This window comes from Embleya sp. NPDC056575 (assembly GCF_042793325.1).
In the GTDB taxonomy this organism is placed as follows: domain Bacteria; phylum Actinomycetota; class Actinomycetes; order Streptomycetales; family Streptomycetaceae; genus Embleya.
In genome coordinates, this window is record NZ_JBHTVA010000012.1 from 114,392 (window position 1) to 130,891 (window position 16,500).

Annotated in this window: 13 protein-coding genes and 1 pseudogene; 11 read left to right on the forward strand and 3 right to left on the reverse strand. The window is 71.8% G+C overall.

All coding sequences use genetic code 11. The features are described from left to right. Positions 1-10: 10 nt before the first annotated feature. The 9 genes and pseudogenes from tal to egtD all read left to right on the forward strand — a co-directional run bounded on the left by tal (position 11) and on the right by egtD (position 11,185). The gene (gene tal / locus ACFRCG_RS12100; RefSeq protein WP_380030719.1) at positions 11-1,123 is read left to right on the forward strand and encodes a transaldolase; all 1,113 of its coding nucleotides are present in this window, start codon (positions 11-13) and stop codon (positions 1,121-1,123) included. Positions 1,124-1,326: 203 nt separating this feature from the next. Beyond that, positions 1,327-2,985 (forward strand): glucose-6-phosphate isomerase, encoded by a 1,659-nt coding sequence (locus ACFRCG_RS12105; RefSeq protein WP_380030720.1) that lies wholly within the window; start codon positions 1,327-1,329, stop codon positions 2,983-2,985. Then, complete coding sequence (gene zwf, locus ACFRCG_RS12110; RefSeq protein ID WP_380011267.1) at positions 2,982-4,538, forward strand: glucose-6-phosphate dehydrogenase; 1,557 nt, start codon at positions 2,982-2,984, stop codon at positions 4,536-4,538. Before ACFRCG_RS12105 ends, zwf begins: the two co-directional genes overlap by 4 nt. After that, on the forward strand, positions 4,535-5,707 hold the full coding sequence (gene opcA, locus ACFRCG_RS12115; RefSeq protein ID WP_380030721.1) for a glucose-6-phosphate dehydrogenase assembly protein OpcA: 1,173 nt from the start codon (positions 4,535-4,537) through the stop codon (positions 5,705-5,707). Before zwf ends, opcA begins: the two co-directional genes overlap by 4 nt. Then, positions 5,704-6,462 carry a 6-phosphogluconolactonase gene (gene pgl / locus ACFRCG_RS12120; RefSeq protein WP_380030722.1) on the forward strand — a complete coding sequence of 253 codons (759 nt, stop codon included), beginning with the start codon at positions 5,704-5,706 and terminating at the stop codon, positions 6,460-6,462. Before opcA ends, pgl begins: the two co-directional genes overlap by 4 nt. Before the next feature lie 333 nt (positions 6,463-6,795). Then, positions 6,796-8,046: an ergothioneine biosynthesis glutamate--cysteine ligase EgtA gene (gene egtA / locus ACFRCG_RS12125; RefSeq protein ID WP_380030723.1), complete on the forward strand. Its 1,251-nt coding sequence runs from the start codon at positions 6,796-6,798 to the stop codon at positions 8,044-8,046. Further along, a complete protein-coding gene (gene egtB / locus ACFRCG_RS12130; RefSeq protein WP_380030724.1) occupies positions 8,043-9,389 on the forward strand; it encodes an ergothioneine biosynthesis protein EgtB in 1,347 nt (448 codons plus the stop codon). Before egtA ends, egtB begins: the two co-directional genes overlap by 4 nt. Further along, positions 9,389-10,090: pseudogene (gene egtC / locus ACFRCG_RS12135) on the forward strand (ergothioneine biosynthesis protein EgtC); the annotation flags it as partial. The gene egtB and the pseudogene egtC, both read left to right, overlap by 1 nt. Before the next feature lie 117 nt (positions 10,091-10,207). After that, a complete protein-coding gene (gene egtD / locus ACFRCG_RS12140; protein ID WP_380030780.1) occupies positions 10,208-11,185 on the forward strand; it encodes an L-histidine N(alpha)-methyltransferase in 978 nt (325 codons plus the stop codon). 75 nt (positions 11,186-11,260) lie between these two features. On the opposite strand, the gene ACFRCG_RS12145 is transcribed toward egtD, so the two are convergent. From ACFRCG_RS12145 to ACFRCG_RS12155, 3 genes are all read right to left on the reverse strand, one after another. Further along, the gene (locus tag ACFRCG_RS12145; RefSeq protein ID WP_380030725.1) at positions 11,261-12,211 is read right to left on the reverse strand and encodes a heme A synthase; all 951 of its coding nucleotides are present in this window, start codon (positions 12,209-12,211) and stop codon (positions 11,261-11,263) included. An 80-nt stretch (positions 12,212-12,291) separates the two neighbouring features. Beyond that, entirely contained in the window at positions 12,292-13,008 is a 717-nt protein-coding gene (locus tag ACFRCG_RS12150; protein ID WP_126641407.1) for an ABC transporter permease, read from the reverse strand. Between the two features lie 83 nt (positions 13,009-13,091). Next, a complete protein-coding gene (locus ACFRCG_RS12155; RefSeq protein ID WP_380030726.1) occupies positions 13,092-14,021 on the reverse strand; it encodes an ABC transporter ATP-binding protein in 930 nt (309 codons plus the stop codon). 203 nt (positions 14,022-14,224) lie between these two features. On the opposite strand from ACFRCG_RS12155, the gene ACFRCG_RS12160 reads away from it, so the two are divergent. Together ACFRCG_RS12160 and sufB are read left to right on the forward strand one after the other, a co-directional pair. Continuing rightward, entirely contained in the window at positions 14,225-15,091 is an 867-nt protein-coding gene (locus ACFRCG_RS12160) for a helix-turn-helix transcriptional regulator (RefSeq protein ID WP_380030727.1), read from the forward strand. Next, positions 15,088-16,500 carry a Fe-S cluster assembly protein SufB gene (gene sufB, locus ACFRCG_RS12165; RefSeq protein WP_380030728.1) on the forward strand — a complete coding sequence of 471 codons (1,413 nt, stop codon included), beginning with the start codon at positions 15,088-15,090 and terminating at the stop codon, positions 16,498-16,500. Before ACFRCG_RS12160 ends, sufB begins: the two co-directional genes overlap by 4 nt.

Consider the following 16,500-nt stretch of genomic DNA (forward strand, 5'->3'; position numbering starts at 1 on the left):
GCAAAGTGTCATGACGGAACCCCTGCGTCGCCTGTCCGCCGAGGGCGTGGCCGTGTGGCTCGACGACCTGAGCCGGACGCGGCTGGAGTCCGGCAACCTGCACGAACTCGTCCGCGACCGCGAGGTCGTCGGCGTGACCACCAACCCGGCGATCTTCCAGAAGGCGATCACCGGCAACGACGTCTACGACGCGCAGCTGCGCGACCTCGCGGTGCGCGGCGTGACCGTCGAAGAGGCCGTGCGGATGATCACCTCGGCCGACGTCCGCCAGGCGTGCGACGTGCTGCGCCCGGTCTACGAGGCGACGAACGGCGTCGACGGCCGGGTGTCGATCGAGGTCGACCCGCGCCTCGCGCACAAGACCGAGCCGACCATCGCCGAGGCCCGCCAGCTGTGGTGGCTCGTCGACCGGCCGAACCTGTTCATCAAGATCCCCGCCACCAAGGCCGGCCTGCCCGCCATCGCGCAGACCCTCGCCGAGGGGATCAGCGTCAACGTCACGCTGATCTTCTCGCTGGCCCGCTACCGCGAGGTCATGGAGGCCTACGTCGAGGGCATCGAGCGCGCCCGCGCCGCCGGCCTGGACATCTCGAAGATCGAGTCGGTCGCGTCGTTCTTCGTCTCCCGCGTGGACACCGAGATCGACAAGCGGCTGGCCGCGCTCGGCACCGACGAGGCCAAGGCCGCGGCGGGCAAGGCCGCGGTGGCCAACGCGCGACTGGCCTACCAGGCGTACGAAGAGGTCTTCGGCACCGAGCGCTGGCAGGCCCTCGCCGCCGCCGGGGCCCGGCCGCAGCGCCCGCTGTGGGCCTCGACCGGCGTCAAGGACCCGGCGTACCGCGACACGATGTACGTGGACGACCTGGTCGTCAAGGGCGTGGTGAACACCATGCCCGAGGCCACCTTGAACGCGGTCGCCGACCACGGCTCCATCACCGGCGACACCGTGCACGGCACCTACGAGTCGGCGCAGGCCGACCTCGACGTGATCGCCAAGCTCGGCATCTCCTACGACGAGGTCGTCGACCTGCTCGAGGAGGAGGGCGTCGAGAAGTTCGAGACCTCCTGGAACGAGCTGCTCGCGTCCGTACAGGGCGAGCTGGACCGGCTCGCCAAGGGCTGACGCCCACCTCGTCGAACGGCCGTCGCACCCGGTCGGCCTCCCTCGCCGACCGGCGCAGTACCCGCTCGTCCCGTCGCCGCCGCATGTGACCCGTTCGGCGGCGGCGGGACGGGTAATCCACGCAATCAGGGCATGATTTCAGCACACTCCCACCCCATTCATAGGAGGGCTGACCGCCCGTGGTACACGCAAACGACGAACGCGTGACCGCAGGCGGCGTGGACGTCACCGTTTCCGGTGACCTCGTTCACTCCGCCGCAGTCGCCGAAGTCATCACCGCCTGCGTCGTGGACAAGGTGCCCGCGCGCCTGGCCGCCTCCGACGCCACCCTGTGGGGTCCGGACGCCGAGTCGCTGGCCGCGATCCGCCTGGGATGGGTGGACCTGCCCGCCTCCTCGCGCGCGCTCCTGCCGCAACTCGCCGAACTGCGCGAGCGGTTGGCCGCCGAGGGCCTGGACCACGTGGTCCTGGCCGGCATGGGCGGCTCCTCGCTGGCCCCCGAGGTGATCACCGCCACCTACGGCAAGTCGCTCACCGTGCTCGACACCACCGACCCCGCCCAGGTCCGCCGTGCGCTCGGCGACGACCTGGAGCGCACCGTCGTGGTCGTCTCCAGCAAGAGCGGCGGCACCGTGGAGACCGACAGCCACCGCCGCGCGTTCGAACAGGCCTTCCTCGACGAGGGGTTGACCAACGACCAGCTCGCCGGGCGGATCGTGGTGGTGACCGACCCCGGCTCGCCGCTGGAGAACACCGCGCGCAACGCCGGCTACACCATCGTGCTCGCCGACCCCAACGTCGGCGGCCGCTACTCCGCGCTGACCGCATTCGGCCTGGTGCCCAGCGCGCTGGCCGGCGTGGATGTGGAACGCCTGCTCGACGAGGCCGCGGCGCTGGCCCCGACGCTGGCCGGCGATCGGGACAACCCCGGCCTGCTGCTCGGCGCGGTGCTCGGGGCCGCCGCCAACCACGGCCGGGACAAGCTGGTCCTGGCCAACGGTGGCGACATCGTCGGATTCGGCGACTGGGCCGAGCAGTTGATCGCCGAATCCACCGGCAAGCAGGGGCGGGGCATCCTGCCCGTCGTGGTCGAGAGCCCGACAGCGCCCGGCTTCGACCACGCGACCGGCCCCGACGCGGTGCGCGTGGTCATCGGCGCCGAGGACATCGAGCGCCTCGCCGCCGACCTGCGCGTGTCCGGCCCGCTGGGCGCACAGCTGCTGCTGTGGGAGTACGCGACCGCGGTGGCCGGCCGAGTGCTCGGCATCGACCCGTTCGACCAGCCCAACGTGCAGGAGTCCAAGGACAACACCGGCGCGCTGCTCGCGCGTGCGGGCGACGACGGACCGCTGCCGGTGGGCACGCCCGCCTTCGTCGACGGCGCGGTCGAAGTACACGGCGACGCCGAGCTGTTGGCCGGCGCGAGCGACCTGAGCGGGGCGCTGCGCGCGCTGCTGGCCGCGGTGCCCGACAACGGCTACCTCGCGGTGATGGCCTACCTGGACCGGCTCGGCGACACCGACGCGCCCAAGCTGCGCCCGCTGCTCGCCGAGGCGCTGGACGGGGAGCAGGTCACCTTCGGCTGGGCACCCCGATTCCTGCACTCCACCGGCCAGTTCCACAAGGGTGGACCCGCCGTCGGCGCCTTCCTCCAGATCACCGGCGCCAACACCGAGGACCTGGACGTACCGGCCAAGCCGTACAGCTTCGGCCGCCTGCAACTGGCCCAGGCCCTCGGCGACCTCGGCGCGATCACCTCGCGCGAGCGCCCGGTCCTGCGCCTGCACCTGACCGACCGCGCGGCCGGACTCGGGCAACTGCTCGACGCCGCCCGCGCCCTCGCGGACGGAGCGGCTCGATGAGCCCCAAAGCCGGCAAGAGCAAGCCGGCCGTCTGGCCGGAGAACCCGCTGCGCGACCCCCAGGACCGCCGACTCCCGCGCATCGCGGGCCCGTCGGGCCTGGTCATCTTCGGCGTCACCGGCGACCTGTCCCGCAAGAAGCTGATGCCGGCGATCTACGACCTGGCCAACCGCGGCCTGCTGCCGCCGGGCTTCGCGCTGACCGGGTTCGCCCGGCGCGACTGGGAGAACCAGGACTTCGCCCAGGTGGTGTACGAGGCGGTCAAGGAACACGCCCGGACCCCCTTCCGGGAAGAGGTCTGGCAGCAGCTGTCCGAGGGATTCCGGTTCGTCCAGGGCGAGTTCGACGACGGCAAGGCGTTCGACCAGCTGCGCCAGACGATCGACGAGCTGGACGAGCAGCAGGGCACCCAGGGCAACCACGCCTTCTACCTGTCGGTGCCGCCGAAGGCCTTCCCCGAGGTGGTCCGCCAGCTCAAGGAGCACGGACTCGCCGACCCCAAGGCCGACTCGTGGCGCCGCGTGGTGATCGAGAAGCCGTTCGGGCACGACCTCAAGAGCGCGCGCGAGCTGAACAAGGTCGTCGACGAGGTCTTCCCGCCCGAGTCGGTCTTTCGCATCGACCACTACCTGGGCAAGGAGACCGTCCAGAACATCCTGGCGTTGCGCTTCGCCAACACCATGTTCGAGCCGCTGTGGAACCGCTCCTACGTGGACCACGTACAGATCACCATGGCCGAGGACATCGGCATCGGCGGCCGGGCCGGGTACTACGACGGCATCGGCGCCGCGCGCGACGTGATCCAGAACCACCTGCTGCAACTGCTCGCGCTGACCGCGATGGAGGAGCCGGTGTCCTTCGACGCCGACGCCCTGGTGGCCGAGAAGCTGAAGGTGCTCGGCTCGGTCAAGCTGCCCGACGACCTGTCGCGCGGCACGGTGCGGGCCCAGTACACCCGCGGCTGGCAGGGCGGCGAGCTGGCCAAGGGCTACCTCGAAGAGGACGGCATCCCGCCGGACTCGCGCACCGACACCTACGCCGCGATCAAGCTGGAGATCGCCAACCGCCGCTGGGCGGGCGTGCCGTTCTACCTGCGCGCGGGCAAGCGCCTCGGCCGTCGCGTCACCGAGATCGCGGTGGTCTTCCAGCGCGCCCCGCACCTGCCGTTCGACGCCACCGCGACCGAGGAACTGGGGCAAAACGCCCTGGTCATCCGGGTGCAGCCGGACGAGGGCATGACGGTGCGCTTCGGCTCCAAGGTGCCGGGCACCGCGATGGAGGTGCGCGACGTCAACATGGACTTCGCGTACGGCGAGTCGTTCACCGAGTCGAGCCCGGAGGCGTACGAGCGCCTGCTGCTCGACGTGCTGCTCGGCGACGCCCCGCTGTTCCCGCGGCACGAGGAGGTCGAGCTGTCCTGGAAGATCCTCGACCCGATCGAGGAGCACTGGGCACAGCACGGCAAGCCCGAGCCCTACGTGTCCGGGACCTGGGGTCCGGACGCGGCCGACGAGATGCTCGCACGTGACGGACGGAGCTGGCGCCGCCCATGATGATCGATCTGACGGACACCAAGTCGAGCAAGATCAATGCCGCGCTGGTCGAGGCCCGCCGAGGAATGGGCAGCCCCACCCTCGGCATGGTGCTCACCCTGGTCATCGTCACCGACGAGGCCAACCAGTACGACGCGATGAAGGCCGCGAGCACCGCCGCCCGCGAGCACCCCTCGCGGATCCTGGTGGTGATCGGCCGCCCGGGAGCGGAGATCGCGCCGCGCCTGGACGCCGAGGTCCGGGTCGGCGACTCGGGTGTGGGCGAGACCGTACTGCTGCGCATGCACGGCGAGTTGGCCAACCACGCCGAGTCGGTCGTGCTGCCGCTGCTGCTTCCGGACGCGCCGGTCGTGGTGTGGTGGCCGGGGCGCGCGCCCGAGGTGCCGAGCAAGGACCTGCTCGGCGCGCTGGCCACCCGCCGGGTGACCGACGCCGCCGCGCCGCCGCGCCGGGCCGATGTACTGCGACTGCGGGCGAGCGCGTACACGCCGGGGGACACCGACCTGGCCTGGACCCGCACCACGCCGTGGCGCAGCCTGCTGGCCGCGGCGCTCGACCAGAAGTACAGCCGGATCCTGAGCGCGAAGGTCGGCGCCAAGGCGGGCAACCCGAGCGCGGAACTGCTCGCGCTGTGGTTGACCGACCGCCTGGAGGTCGACGTGGAGCGGGTGGAGACCGGCGGCCCCGGGATCACCGCGGTCACGCTGGTGACCGAGGACGGCGAGATCGTGATCGACCGCCCCGACGGGATGATGGCGTCGCTGTCCTCGCCCGGCCAGCCGGACCGGGTGGTCGCGCTCAAGCGGCGCGAGGCCTCCGACCTGGTCGCCGAGGAGCTGCGCCGGCTGGACCCGGACGACGTGTACGCGGCGACGTTGGCGCGGGCCGCGTTGGAGGCGGCGCGGGTGCCGTCGGCGGCGTCGTTCACCGAGTCGCCCGTGTCGCAGACGCCGGTGAGCGACGTGGAGAAGGCCGAGGAGGGCGAGGCGCCGCTCCGGAAGGCGAACAAGGAGGTCGGTACGGCTCCGCCGCTGAAGCGCACGTCGAGCGCGGCGGGGGCGAAGCGGACCTCCGCCCGGGCGCGGGTGGCGGACGAGGGCGCGCCCGCCGCCGCGCCGAAGAACACGGCCGGCCGGGCGCCGCGGAAGAAGAAGGGCGACGGCGCGTGAGCCCGCACGGCCCGGTTCGGGTGCACGCCGACACGGCGCTGCTGGCCAAGGCGGCGGCGACCGGGCTGATCCAGCGGGTCGCCGACGCGCAGGCCGAGTTCGACGTGGCGCACATCGTGCTCACCGGTGGCCGCAACGGCAACGCGTTGTTGCACGAGTTGTCGCTCACGCCCACGCTGGGCGCGATCGACTTCGACCGGCTGCACGTGTGGTGGGGCGACGAGCGGTTTCTGCCGGCGGGCCACGCCGACCGGAACGAGACGCAGGCGCGCGAGGCGTTGTTGGACACCGTCCCGGTGCTGCCGGAGCTGGTGCACCCGATGCCGGCCAGTGACGGTCCGGACGGGGACGACGTGGAGGCGGCGGCGGCGCGGTACGCCGCCGAACTGGCCGCCGCCGCGCCCGATGGCGCGCTGGTGCCGGCGTTCACCCTGGCCATGTTCGGAGTGGGCCCCGACACGCACGTCGCGTCGCTCTTCCCGGGCTTCGCGGCGACGGAGGAGACGGGGCGCACGGTGATCGCGGTCCGCGAGGCCCCCAAGCCTCCGCCGACTCGCATCACCCTGACCTTCCCGGCGATCCGAGCCGCCCACGAGGTGTGGCTGCTCGCGGCGGGCGAGGACAAGGCCGACGCGGTGGCGGCGGCGCGGGTCTCCACCGACCCCACGAAGACCCCGGCGGCCGGCGCCTACGGCACCGGCGCGACGCTGTGGCTGCTCGACCGGGCCGCGGCGGCGCGGCTGCCGGAGCACTAGCCGTACCCGAAGGGCGGGGGAGGCCGGGATCGGCCTCCCCCGCCCTTTCGCATGCCCCGCGCGACCGGTGCGCGGGTGACCGTCGACGGCGGCTCGTTCCCTGACACACTGTTACATATCGCACACCGTAATCGGACGGATATGGCAACCGGGCGGTCTTGCTCGAGGGTTTGCGGGGCTTCGTCCCGGCGTGGGCCCGCGTTCACCGAGGGACGGGTGTTCCGGTCGGCAATGCCGGGTACAGCAGACCGGGAAAGTCACGGGAGGGCCACATCGGGGGCCACGAGTGGGCCCGGAATCGGGACCACGCGAGGGATCGAAGGAGTGCGTGCGATGGCTGCCACTCTGCGAGAGGACGACGCACAGGCCCATGTACACGGGGTGTGCTTCAAGACCGGCCCGCCCGCGCGGGTCGGGATCGAACTGGAATGGATCGTGCACGACGGCGCCGACGCCCACCGGGAGGTGGCGCCGGAACGGCTGGACGAGGCCCTGGCCCCACTGGAGGCGCAGGGGCTGCCGTTCGGCAGCAGATTGACCCGCGAGCCGGGTGGGCAGGTCGAACTGAGTTCACCGCCCGCCGACACGCTCGCCGGATGCGCCCGAGACCTCCGCGCCGACATGACGGCCCTGGAGCAGGCGCTGGCCGCCGCCGGACTCGTGCTCGCGGGCCACGGCCTGGAGCCGTATCGAAACCCGGCACGCGTCCTGGACCATCCGCGCTATCGGGCGATGGAGGCATATTTCGACCGGGACGGCTCCTGGGGCCGGATGATGATGCGCGGCACCGCGTCCGTGCAGGTCAACCTGGACGCGGGCGACGAGAGCACGGGCCTTCGCGGCTATCGATCGCGTTGGGAGTTGACCCACCGGCTGGGCCCGGTACTGGTCGCCGCGTTCGCCAACTCACCGCTGTGGCAGGGCAAGCCGACCGGTTGGCGATCCACTCGGCAACTGGTCTGGGCCCGGATGGACCCCGGCCGTACCCGGCCGCCCGGCCCACCGCCGGGCATCGACGGCGACCCGCGCGCCGCGTGGGCGCGCTACGCGCTGGACGCGCCGCTGTTGTGCCTGCGCGGCGCCACGGCGGACGGCTGGAACGCCCCGGAGGGGTTGACCTTCCGCTCCTGGCTGCGCGGTGTACCCGGGATGCGGCCACCCACCCTCGACGACCTCGACTATCACCTGACCACCCTCTTCCCGCCGGTGCGTCCGCGTGGCTGGCTGGAGTTGCGGATGATCGACGCGCAGTGCGGCCGGGACTGGATCGTGCCCGCCGCGATGGCCGCCACCCTGCTGGACGACCCGGTCGCGGCAGAGGCGGCCTGGGCGGCGACCGAGTCGCTGTGCGCCGACGGGGCGACCGTACCGACCGAGGCCGTCTGGCGGCGCGCCGCCCGGATCGGCCCCGCCGACCCGGTGCTCGGCAAGGCGATCCTGGCCTGCTTCGCCGCCACGGAGAACGCGCTGGCCGACGCCGACGCGCCCGGCCCGGTCCGTGCGGCCGTCGCCGGATTCACCCGGCGCTACGCCGAACGGGGCCGATGTCCCGCCGACGATCTGCTCGAAAGGACCTGTCGATGACGTCGCTGAAGCCGTCGGAAACCTCGACATCCGCGAAATCGATAGCCGAGGCCGCGCTGGTGCGGGCCCGGCGCCGGACGCTGGCCCTGACCGAGTGTCTGACCGACGAGGAACTGACCGCCCAGCACTCCCCGTTGATGTCGCCGCTGGTCTGGGACCTGGCGCACATCGGAAACCAGGAGGAGTTGTGGCTGGTCCGCCGGGCCGGCGGGCGCCCGGCGCTGCGTCCGGATCTGGACGCGCTGTACGACGCGTTCCGCCACCCTCGGGCGAATCGGCCGGCCCTGCCGCTGCTCGCGCCCGATCCGGCCCGGGACTACGTGCGCGAGGTGCGGGTCCGGGCGCTGGAGGTGCTGGAGGGCGCCGACTTCGACCCCGACGGTGATCCGCTCCTGGCGGACGGGTTCGTGTTCGGCATGCTCGCCCAGCACGAGCAGCAGCACGACGAGACCATGCTCGCCACCCACCAGCTGCGCGCCGGACCGGCCGTCCTGGACGCCCCCGAACCGCCCGCCGCGCCGCCGGACGCGGGCACACTGCCGCGCGAAGTGCCGATCGCGGCCGGGCCGTTCGAAATGGGCACCGACACCGACGGGTGGGCCCTGGACAACGAGCGGCCCGCGCACACCGTCGAGGTGGCGGCGTACTGGCTGGACACCGTGCCGGTGACGAACGCGGCCTATCTGGAGTTCATCGCCGACGGCGGATACGACCGGGACGACTGCTGGACCCCGGAGGGGCGCCGGCATCGGGACGAAGCCGGGCTGCGCGCACCGCTGTTCTGGTGGCGCGACGGTGACACGTGGCTGCGCCGGCGGTTCGGCCGGACCGAGCCGGTGCCGCCGGACGAGCCGGTCGTGCACGTGTGCTGGTACGAGGCCGACGCCTACGCGCGCTGGGCCGGGCGGCGGTTGCCGAGCGAGGCCGAGTGGGAGAAGGCGGCGCGGCACGACCCGGCCGAGGGGCGGTCGCGGCGGTATCCGTGGGGCGACGCCGAACCCACGCCCGAGCACGCCAACCTCGGGCAGCGGCATCTGCGGCCGGCGCCGGCCGGGGCGTATCCGGCGGGTGCCGCGCCGTCCGGGGCCCGGCAGTTGCTCGGCGACGTCTGGGAGTGGACCGCCTCCGACTTCACCGCCTACCCCGGGTTCGCGGCGTTTCCCTATCGGGAGTATTCCGAGGTGTTCTTCGGGCCCGGGCACAAGGTGCTGCGCGGCGGCGCGTTCGGGGTCGACGAGGTGGTCGCCCGGGGCACGTTCCGCAATTGGGACCTGCCGATCCGGCGGCAGATCTTCGCCGGATTCCGCACCGCGCGCGACGCGGCGCCCGGGGAGGCGGGCTGATGTGCCGTCACCTGGCCTATCTGGGGCCGGAGATCCCGCTGGCGTCGGTGCTGGTGGAGCCGACGCGCGGGTTGTACGAGCAGTCCTGGGCGCCGCGCCGGCAGCGCTACGGGACGGTCAACGTCGACGGGTTCGGCTTCGGCTGGTATCCCGACGCGGGCCCGGACGCGGATCCGGCGGACGTCGAACCCGCCCGCTACCGGCGCGCGTTGCCGATCTGGGCCGACCCGAACCTGCCCGACCTGGCCCGGACCGTGCGCAGCGGCGCGTTTTTGGCCGCCGTGCGCAGCGCCACGGCCGGTACCAGCCAGGAGGAGGCGGCGGCCGCGCCGTACCGGGACGGTGTGTGGTTGTTCAGCCACAACGGCGCCGTCCCGGACTGGACCCGGCTGCCGGTCGGGCCCGCGCTCGATCAGGCCGCGCTGCTGGAGATCGAGGCGCGCTGCGACTCGGCGCTGATCTGGGCCCTGCTCGCGCGCCGGCTGCGGCAGCGCGAGCCGGTCGGCGGCGCGCTGGTCGACGTGGTTCGGCGGATCGCCGAGGCGCGCCCGACGGCCCGGCTCAACCTCCTGCTCACCGACGGCCGGACCGTGTTCGCCACCCGCTACGCGGACACCCTCTGGTACCGCACCGGCCCCGGCCGGGTCCTGGTCGCCTCCGAGCCCGACGAGCACCCGGACGCGACCTGGGGGGCGTGGCGGGAGGTACCCGACCACTCCCTCCTCGTCGCCACCCGCGACGGCGTCCGCATCGCCCCGATCCGTCCCGTGCGACCCGTTGCCGCACGTCCGTCATCCGCACCACAGGAACGGCGTCCCATGAACAGCCGATTCACCCTCGACCACCGGCTGCCGGCCGACTACTTCGACACCACCCTGCGCGCCGACGTGCGCCACGGACTGACCGCGCCGAGCAAGTCGCTGCCGCCCAAGTGGTTCTACGACGCGCGCGGCAGCGAGTTGTTCGAGGAGATCACCCGGCTGCCCGAGTACTACCCGACCCGCGCCGAGCAGGAGATCCTGACCCGACGCGCCCCCGAGATCGCCGCGGCGACGCGGGCCCACTCGCTGATCGAATTGGGCTCGGGCTCGTCCCGCAAGACCCGGCTGCTCCTGGACGCGCTCACCGCGGCCGGCACGCTGGAGCGCTATGTGCCGCTTGATGTGAGCGATTCGGCGCTGGTCCAGGCCGGTGAGGCGCTGTGCCGCGACTACCCGGCGCTGCGGGTCGCGGCCATGGTCACCGATTTCGAACACGAACTCGCCCTGGCGGACGAGCCGGGCCCGCGCCTGCTCAGCTTCCTGGGCAGCACGCTCGGCAACCTCGACCCCGCCCAGCGCACGGACTTCTACCGCATCCTGCGCCGCGCGCTGAGCGCCGACGACACCCTGCTGCTCGGGGTCGACCTGGTCAAGGATCCGGCCGTGCTGGTCGCCGCCTACGACGACGCCCAGGGCGTCACGGCCGAGTTCGACAAGAACGTCCTGCACGTGCTCAACCGCGAACTCGACGCCGACTTCGACCCCGACGCCTACGACCACGTGGCGCTGTGGAACGCGGACGAGGAGCGCATCGAGATGCACCTGCGCTCCAGGATCGACCAGACGGTCAAGATCCCGCCCCTGGACATGTCCGTCGACTTCGTCCGAGGCGAACACCTGCGCACCGAGATCTCCACCAAGTTCCGCCGCGAGCCGCTGGAAGCCGAACTGGCCGAGGCCGGCTTCACCATCCGCCAGTGGTGGACCGACCCGCAAACCCGCTTCGCCCTCCTCCTGGCCGTCCCCACCCGCTGACCGGGCGACGCCGCCCGAGAACACGAGACGGACCGGACCCCGGCGGGATCCGGTCCGTCTCCACGGGTGCGGCGCTCAGTAGCTGGTGGCGACCGGTTCGCGGGCTTCGGCCGCTGCTTCCGGGGTGGGCTCGGTGTGTTCGCCTCGGACGCGGAGGGCGAAGAGGGTCCTGGTCGCGGTGACCACCGTGAGGGCGGCGCCGAGCATGTGGGTGAGAACCATCCACTCGGGGAGGCCGTTGAAGTATTGGATGTAGCCGATCAGGCCCTGGGGGATCAGGACGGCGAGCAGCCACCACACGCGTGTTTGGGCGGCCCGGGGGGCGTCGGTGACGCGCAGGGCCAGGGCCAGCGCGACGGCCGCGCCCAGGAGGAGGAAGGCCAGGTCGGCGTGCAGCCAGGCGATCTGGTCGATGTCCACGTCGAAGCGCTTGGCCTTGAGGTCGCCCGCGTGCGGGCCGGAGCCGGTGACCACGGTGCCGATCACGATCAGCGCGCCCGCCAGGCCGAGGGTGCCGTAGCCGAACCAGCGGATCTCCGGGCGGACCGAGAACCGGGCCGGCGCGTCGCCCTCGCCGGAGCGTTCGTACAGCGCCACCGCCGACGCGATCAGCAACATCGACAGGAGCAAGTGGCTCGCCACCGCCATCGGGTGCAGGTCGGTGAGCACGGTGATGCCGCCGAGCAGGGCCTGGCCGACCACCGTGCCGATCTGGATCCAGGCCAGCGTGGTGATGTCCTTGCGGCGCACGGTCATCCGGTACGCCGCCACCACGCACGCCACCGCGATCGCGCCGACCACGTAGGTCAGCATGCGGTTGCCGAACTCGATGTACGCGTGGTGGCCGACCGCCTCGTGCGGCGTCCAGTTGCTCGTGTCGCTGTCGCATCGGGGCCAGGTGTCGCACCCCAGACCCGAGTCGGTGAGTCGGACGAGACCGCCCGTGACGACGATGCCGATCTGCGCCACCAGGTTCGCGAGGAACACGCGGCGCGCGACGAGTGGGGAGACGGCCTGCAGACTCATGCGCGACATGCTACGTCGTGAACGAATTCACAAGCGCACCAGGGGTGTCGACCCACGCCCGCCGCGACCCCTCTCCGGCCTTACTCCCAGCGGAAGAAGCGCGCCGCCGCGCCGAGGCCCAAAACCGCCCAGACCGCCAGGATGGCCAGATCGCCCAGCGGCAGCCCCGATCCGTCCCGGAGCACGTCGCGCAGCCCGTCCGACAGTGCCGAGATGGGCAGCAGCGCGAGCGTGTGCTCGACCCCGGAGGGGAACTTGTCCAGCGGCACGATCACCCCGCCGCCGAGCAGCAGCAGGATGAACACCAGATTCGCGCCCGCCAAGGTCGCCTCGGCCCGCAACGTGCCGGCCATCAGCAGGCCGAGCCCGGAGAACGCCGCCGTGCCCAGGAGCAGCAGCAGGATCACCCACACGGGATTCCCGTGCGGCGACCAGCCCAGCCCGAACGCGATCGCCGTGAGCAGCGCCACCTGGAGGATCTCCACCACCAGGACACACGCGGTCTTGGCCACCATCAGCCCCCACCGGGGCAGCGGGGTCGAGCCCAGCAGCTTGAGCACGCCGTAGCGCCGCTCGAACCCGGTCGCGATCGCCTGCCCGGTGAACGCGGTCGACAACACCGCCAGCGCGAGCAGCCCCGGCGCCAGGAAGTCCACCCGGTCGCCGTCCCCGGTGTCCACGAGGTCGGCCGAGCTGAACACCACCAGCAGCAGCGTCGGAATGATCACCGTCAGCAACAGCTGCTCGCCGTTGCGCAACAACATCCGGGTCTCCAGGGCGCTCTGCGCCAGGATCATCCGACCCAGGGGCGCCGCGCCCGGCGCGGGGGTGAACGTACCGCGCCTCTCGTCCCGCGTCGCCGCGGCCTTCGCCACCGCGCTCAACTCCGCAGCTCCCGTCCGGTCAGCTCCATGAACACGTCCTCCAGGCTGCGCCGTTCCACCGTCAGCCGCTCCGGCATCACCCCGTGCTGCGCACACCAGGAGGTGACCGTGGCGAGCAGTTGGGGGTCTATCTCGCCCTCGATCCGGTACGCGCCGCGCGAGACCTCGAACGCCTTGGCGCCCTCGGGCAGCGCGTTCACCAGCGAGCCCATGTCCAGACCGGGCGGGCCGGAGAAGCGCAGCGAGTTCTCCGCGCCGTCGTGGCACAGCGCCTCGGGCGAGCCGGACGCGATCACCCGGCCGCGGTCAACGATCGCCACCTCGTCGGCCAGCTTCTCGGCCTCGTCCATCAGGTGTGTGGTGAGCACCACGCTCACCCCGTCGGCGCGCAACTCGCGCACCAGGTCCCAGGTGGCGTGCCGGGCGTGCGGGTCGAGGCCGGCGGTCGGCTCGTCCAGGAACACCAGTTCGGGACGGCCGACCACGGCGAGCGCGAGCGCCAGGCGCTGCTGCTGGCCGCCGGACAGCCGGCGGTAGGTGGTCCGCCCGCACGAGCCCAGGCCCAGACGTTCGATCAGCATCGCCACGTCCAGGGGGTGTGCGTGCAGTTTCGCGACGTGGCGCAACATCTCCTCGGCGCGCGCTCCCGAGTACACGCCCCCCGACTGCAACATCACCCCGATCCGGGGCCGCAGCGCGGCGGCGTCGCGCACGGGGTCCAGGTCGAGCACCCGGACCTCGCCCGCGTCGGCGCGCCGGTAGCCCTCGCAGATCTCGATCGTGCTGGTCTTGCCGGCGCCGTTGGGGCCGAGCACCGCGGTGACCCGGCCGCGTTCGACGGTGAGCGAGAGCCCGTCCACGGCGGTCTTGTCGCCGTAGCGCTTGACCAAACCCGTGAGCGCGACTGCCGGCGACGAGGAGTCCATGACGAGTCAGTCTAGAAAGCCCCGGGCACCCCTCGTGCCGGGGCCGGCGAGAACGGCCGCAACACCGCGGGGTTGACGGGGCGTCAGGTGAATCCGCAGGTCGAACGCCATGCCGAGACAAGTGTGATGTTAGGTACACCTAAGTGATGGACTCCACGCGGACGCCGTTTGGCCTGGCGCGCTATTAACGCAACAATGGTGTTGTGGAAAACGCGCGGACGAGCGAAGAGGCACCGAGGCGGGCGACCGTCCCGGGTGCCGGCACGCCCGAACACGAGGGCCACGAGGGCACCCGGCACCGGGTCACCCGGTCGATCGTCGAACACGGTCCGTCCACCGCGGCGGACCTGGCCGAGCGGCTGGAGCTGACCCCGGCGGGTGTGCGTCGCCACCTCGACGCACTACTGGCCGAGGGTGTGCTGGTGGCCGGTGAGCAGCGCGTCTACGGGCGCCGGGGCCGGGGCCGTCCGGCCAAGCTGTTCGCGCTGACCGACGCCGGCCGCTCCGGTTTCCACCAGGAATACGACGAGCTGGCGGCCGAGGCGCTGAGCTTCGTGGCCGAACGGCTCGGCACCGAGGCGGTGGCGACTTTCGCCCGTGAGCGGCTTGCCGCCCGCGAGGAGAGGTATCGTCCCTCGGTCGAGTCCGCGCCCAGCGGGGAGCGGGCCCGAGCGCTGGCCGAGGCGCTGTCCGCCGACGGGTATGCCGCGAGTGCGCGGCCCGCACCCGGCGGAGAGCAGCTTTGCCAGCACCACTGTCCGGTGGCACACGTCGCCGAGCGGTTCCCACAGCTCTGCGAGGCCGAGGCCGAGGTGTTCGCGCGCCTTCTCGGTACGCACGTGCAACGGCTGGCGACCATCGCCCACGGCGACGGCGTCTGCACCACGCACGTTCCCGCTGTACAGGCTGAAACGGCCGGTCCGACCGGTCGCAGGACCGGCTCGTCCGGTCCGCCGGCCGCACCCTCCGTTTCGAAAACCAGCGAAGACCAGAATCCGCCGCGCCGGGGCCCTTCCCGTTCGCGGGAATCGACCGCCGCCGACCCGGCTTCCGGGAGGACTACTTCATGACCACCGACGCTCGCCCCGAGCTCGAGGGCCTGGGCACCTACGAGTACGGCTGGGCCGACTCGGACACCGCCGGCGCCTCCGCGCGCCGGGGCATCTCCGAGGAGGTCGTCGCCGACATCTCGGCGAAGAAGTCCGAGCCCGAGTGGATGTTGAAGCAGCGCATGAAGGGCCTTCGGCTCTTCGCCAAGAAGCCCATGCCGACCTGGGGCTCCGACCTCTCCGGCATCGACTTCGACAACATCAAGTACTTCGTCCGCTCCACGGAGAAGCAGGCCGCCTCGTGGGAGGACCTGCCCGAGGACATCAAGAACACCTACGACCGGCTCGGCATCCCGGAGGCGGAGAAGCAGCGCCTGGTCGCGGGCGTCGCCGCCCAGTACGAGTCCGAGGTCGTCTACCACCAGATCCGCGAGGACCTGGAGGAGCAGGGCGTCATCTTCCTGGACACCGACACCGGGCTGCGCGAGCACCCGGAGCTGTTCAAGGAATACTTCGGCTCGGTCATCCCGACCGGCGACAACAAGTTCTCCGCGCTGAACACCGCGGTGTGGTCGGGCGGCTCGTTCATCTACGTCCCGCCGGGCGTGCACGTGGAGATCCCGCTCCAGGCCTACTTCCGGATCAACACCGAGAACATGGGCCAGTTCGAGCGCACGCTGATCATCGCGGACGAGGGCTCCTACGTGCACTACGTCGAGGGCTGCACGGCGCCGATCTACAAGTCGGACTCGCTGCACTCGGCCGTGGTCGAGATCGTGGTCAAGAAGAACGCCCGGGTGCGCTACACGACCATCCAGAACTGGTCGAACAACGTGTACAACCTGGTGACCAAGCGCGCGGTGGCCCACGAGGGCGCCACGATGGAGTGGATCGACGGCAACATCGGTTCCAAGGTCACCATGAAGTACCCGGCCGTGTGGCTGCTCGGCGAGCACGCCAAGGGCGAGACGTTGTCGATCGCCTTCGCGGGCGAGGGCCAGCACCAGGACGCGGGTTCGAAGATGGTGCACTGCGCCCCGAACACCTCGTCCAACATCGTGTCCAAGTCGGTGGCGCGCGGCGGTGGTCGCACCTCCTACCGCGGCCTCGTGCAGATCGAGGAGGGCGCGCACGGCTCGACCTCGTCGGTCAAGTGCGACGCGCTGCTCGTGGACACGATCAGCCGCTCGGACACCTACCCGTACGTCGACGTCCGCGAGGACGACGTGTCGATGGGTCACGAGGCGACCGTCTCGAAGATCTCCGACGACCAGCTGTTCTACCTCATGAGCCGCGGCATGACCGAGGACGAGGCCATGGCGATGATCGTGCGCGGGTTCGTCGAGCCCATCGCGCGCGAACTGCCCATGGAGTACGCCCTCGAGTTGAACCGCCTGATCGAGCTTCAGATGGAAGGGGCTGTGGGCTAG

Coding starts and splice junctions, on each gene's coding strand:
- tal (WP_380030719.1), top strand. CDS start 11: ATGACGGAACCCCTGCGTCGCCTGTCCGCCGAGGGCGTGGCCGTGTGG.
- sufB (WP_380030728.1), top strand. CDS start 15,088: ATGACCACCGACGCTCGCCCCGAGCTCGAGGGCCTGGGCACCTACGAG.
- ACFRCG_RS12150 (WP_126641407.1), bottom strand. CDS start 13,008: ATGATCCTGGCGCAGAGCGCCCTGGAGACCCGGATGTTGTTGCGCAAC.
- egtB (WP_380030724.1), top strand. CDS start 8,043: ATGACGTCGCTGAAGCCGTCGGAAACCTCGACATCCGCGAAATCGATA.
- opcA (WP_380030721.1), top strand. CDS start 4,535: ATGATGATCGATCTGACGGACACCAAGTCGAGCAAGATCAATGCCGCG.
- ACFRCG_RS12145 (WP_380030725.1), bottom strand. CDS start 12,211: ATGAGTCTGCAGGCCGTCTCCCCACTCGTCGCGCGCCGCGTGTTCCTC.
- egtD (WP_380030780.1), top strand. CDS start 10,208: ATGAACAGCCGATTCACCCTCGACCACCGGCTGCCGGCCGACTACTTC.
- ACFRCG_RS12155 (WP_380030726.1), bottom strand. CDS start 14,021: ATGGACTCCTCGTCGCCGGCAGTCGCGCTCACGGGTTTGGTCAAGCGC.
- egtA (WP_380030723.1), top strand. CDS start 6,796: ATGGCTGCCACTCTGCGAGAGGACGACGCACAGGCCCATGTACACGGG.
- zwf (WP_380011267.1), top strand. CDS start 2,982: ATGAGCCCCAAAGCCGGCAAGAGCAAGCCGGCCGTCTGGCCGGAGAAC.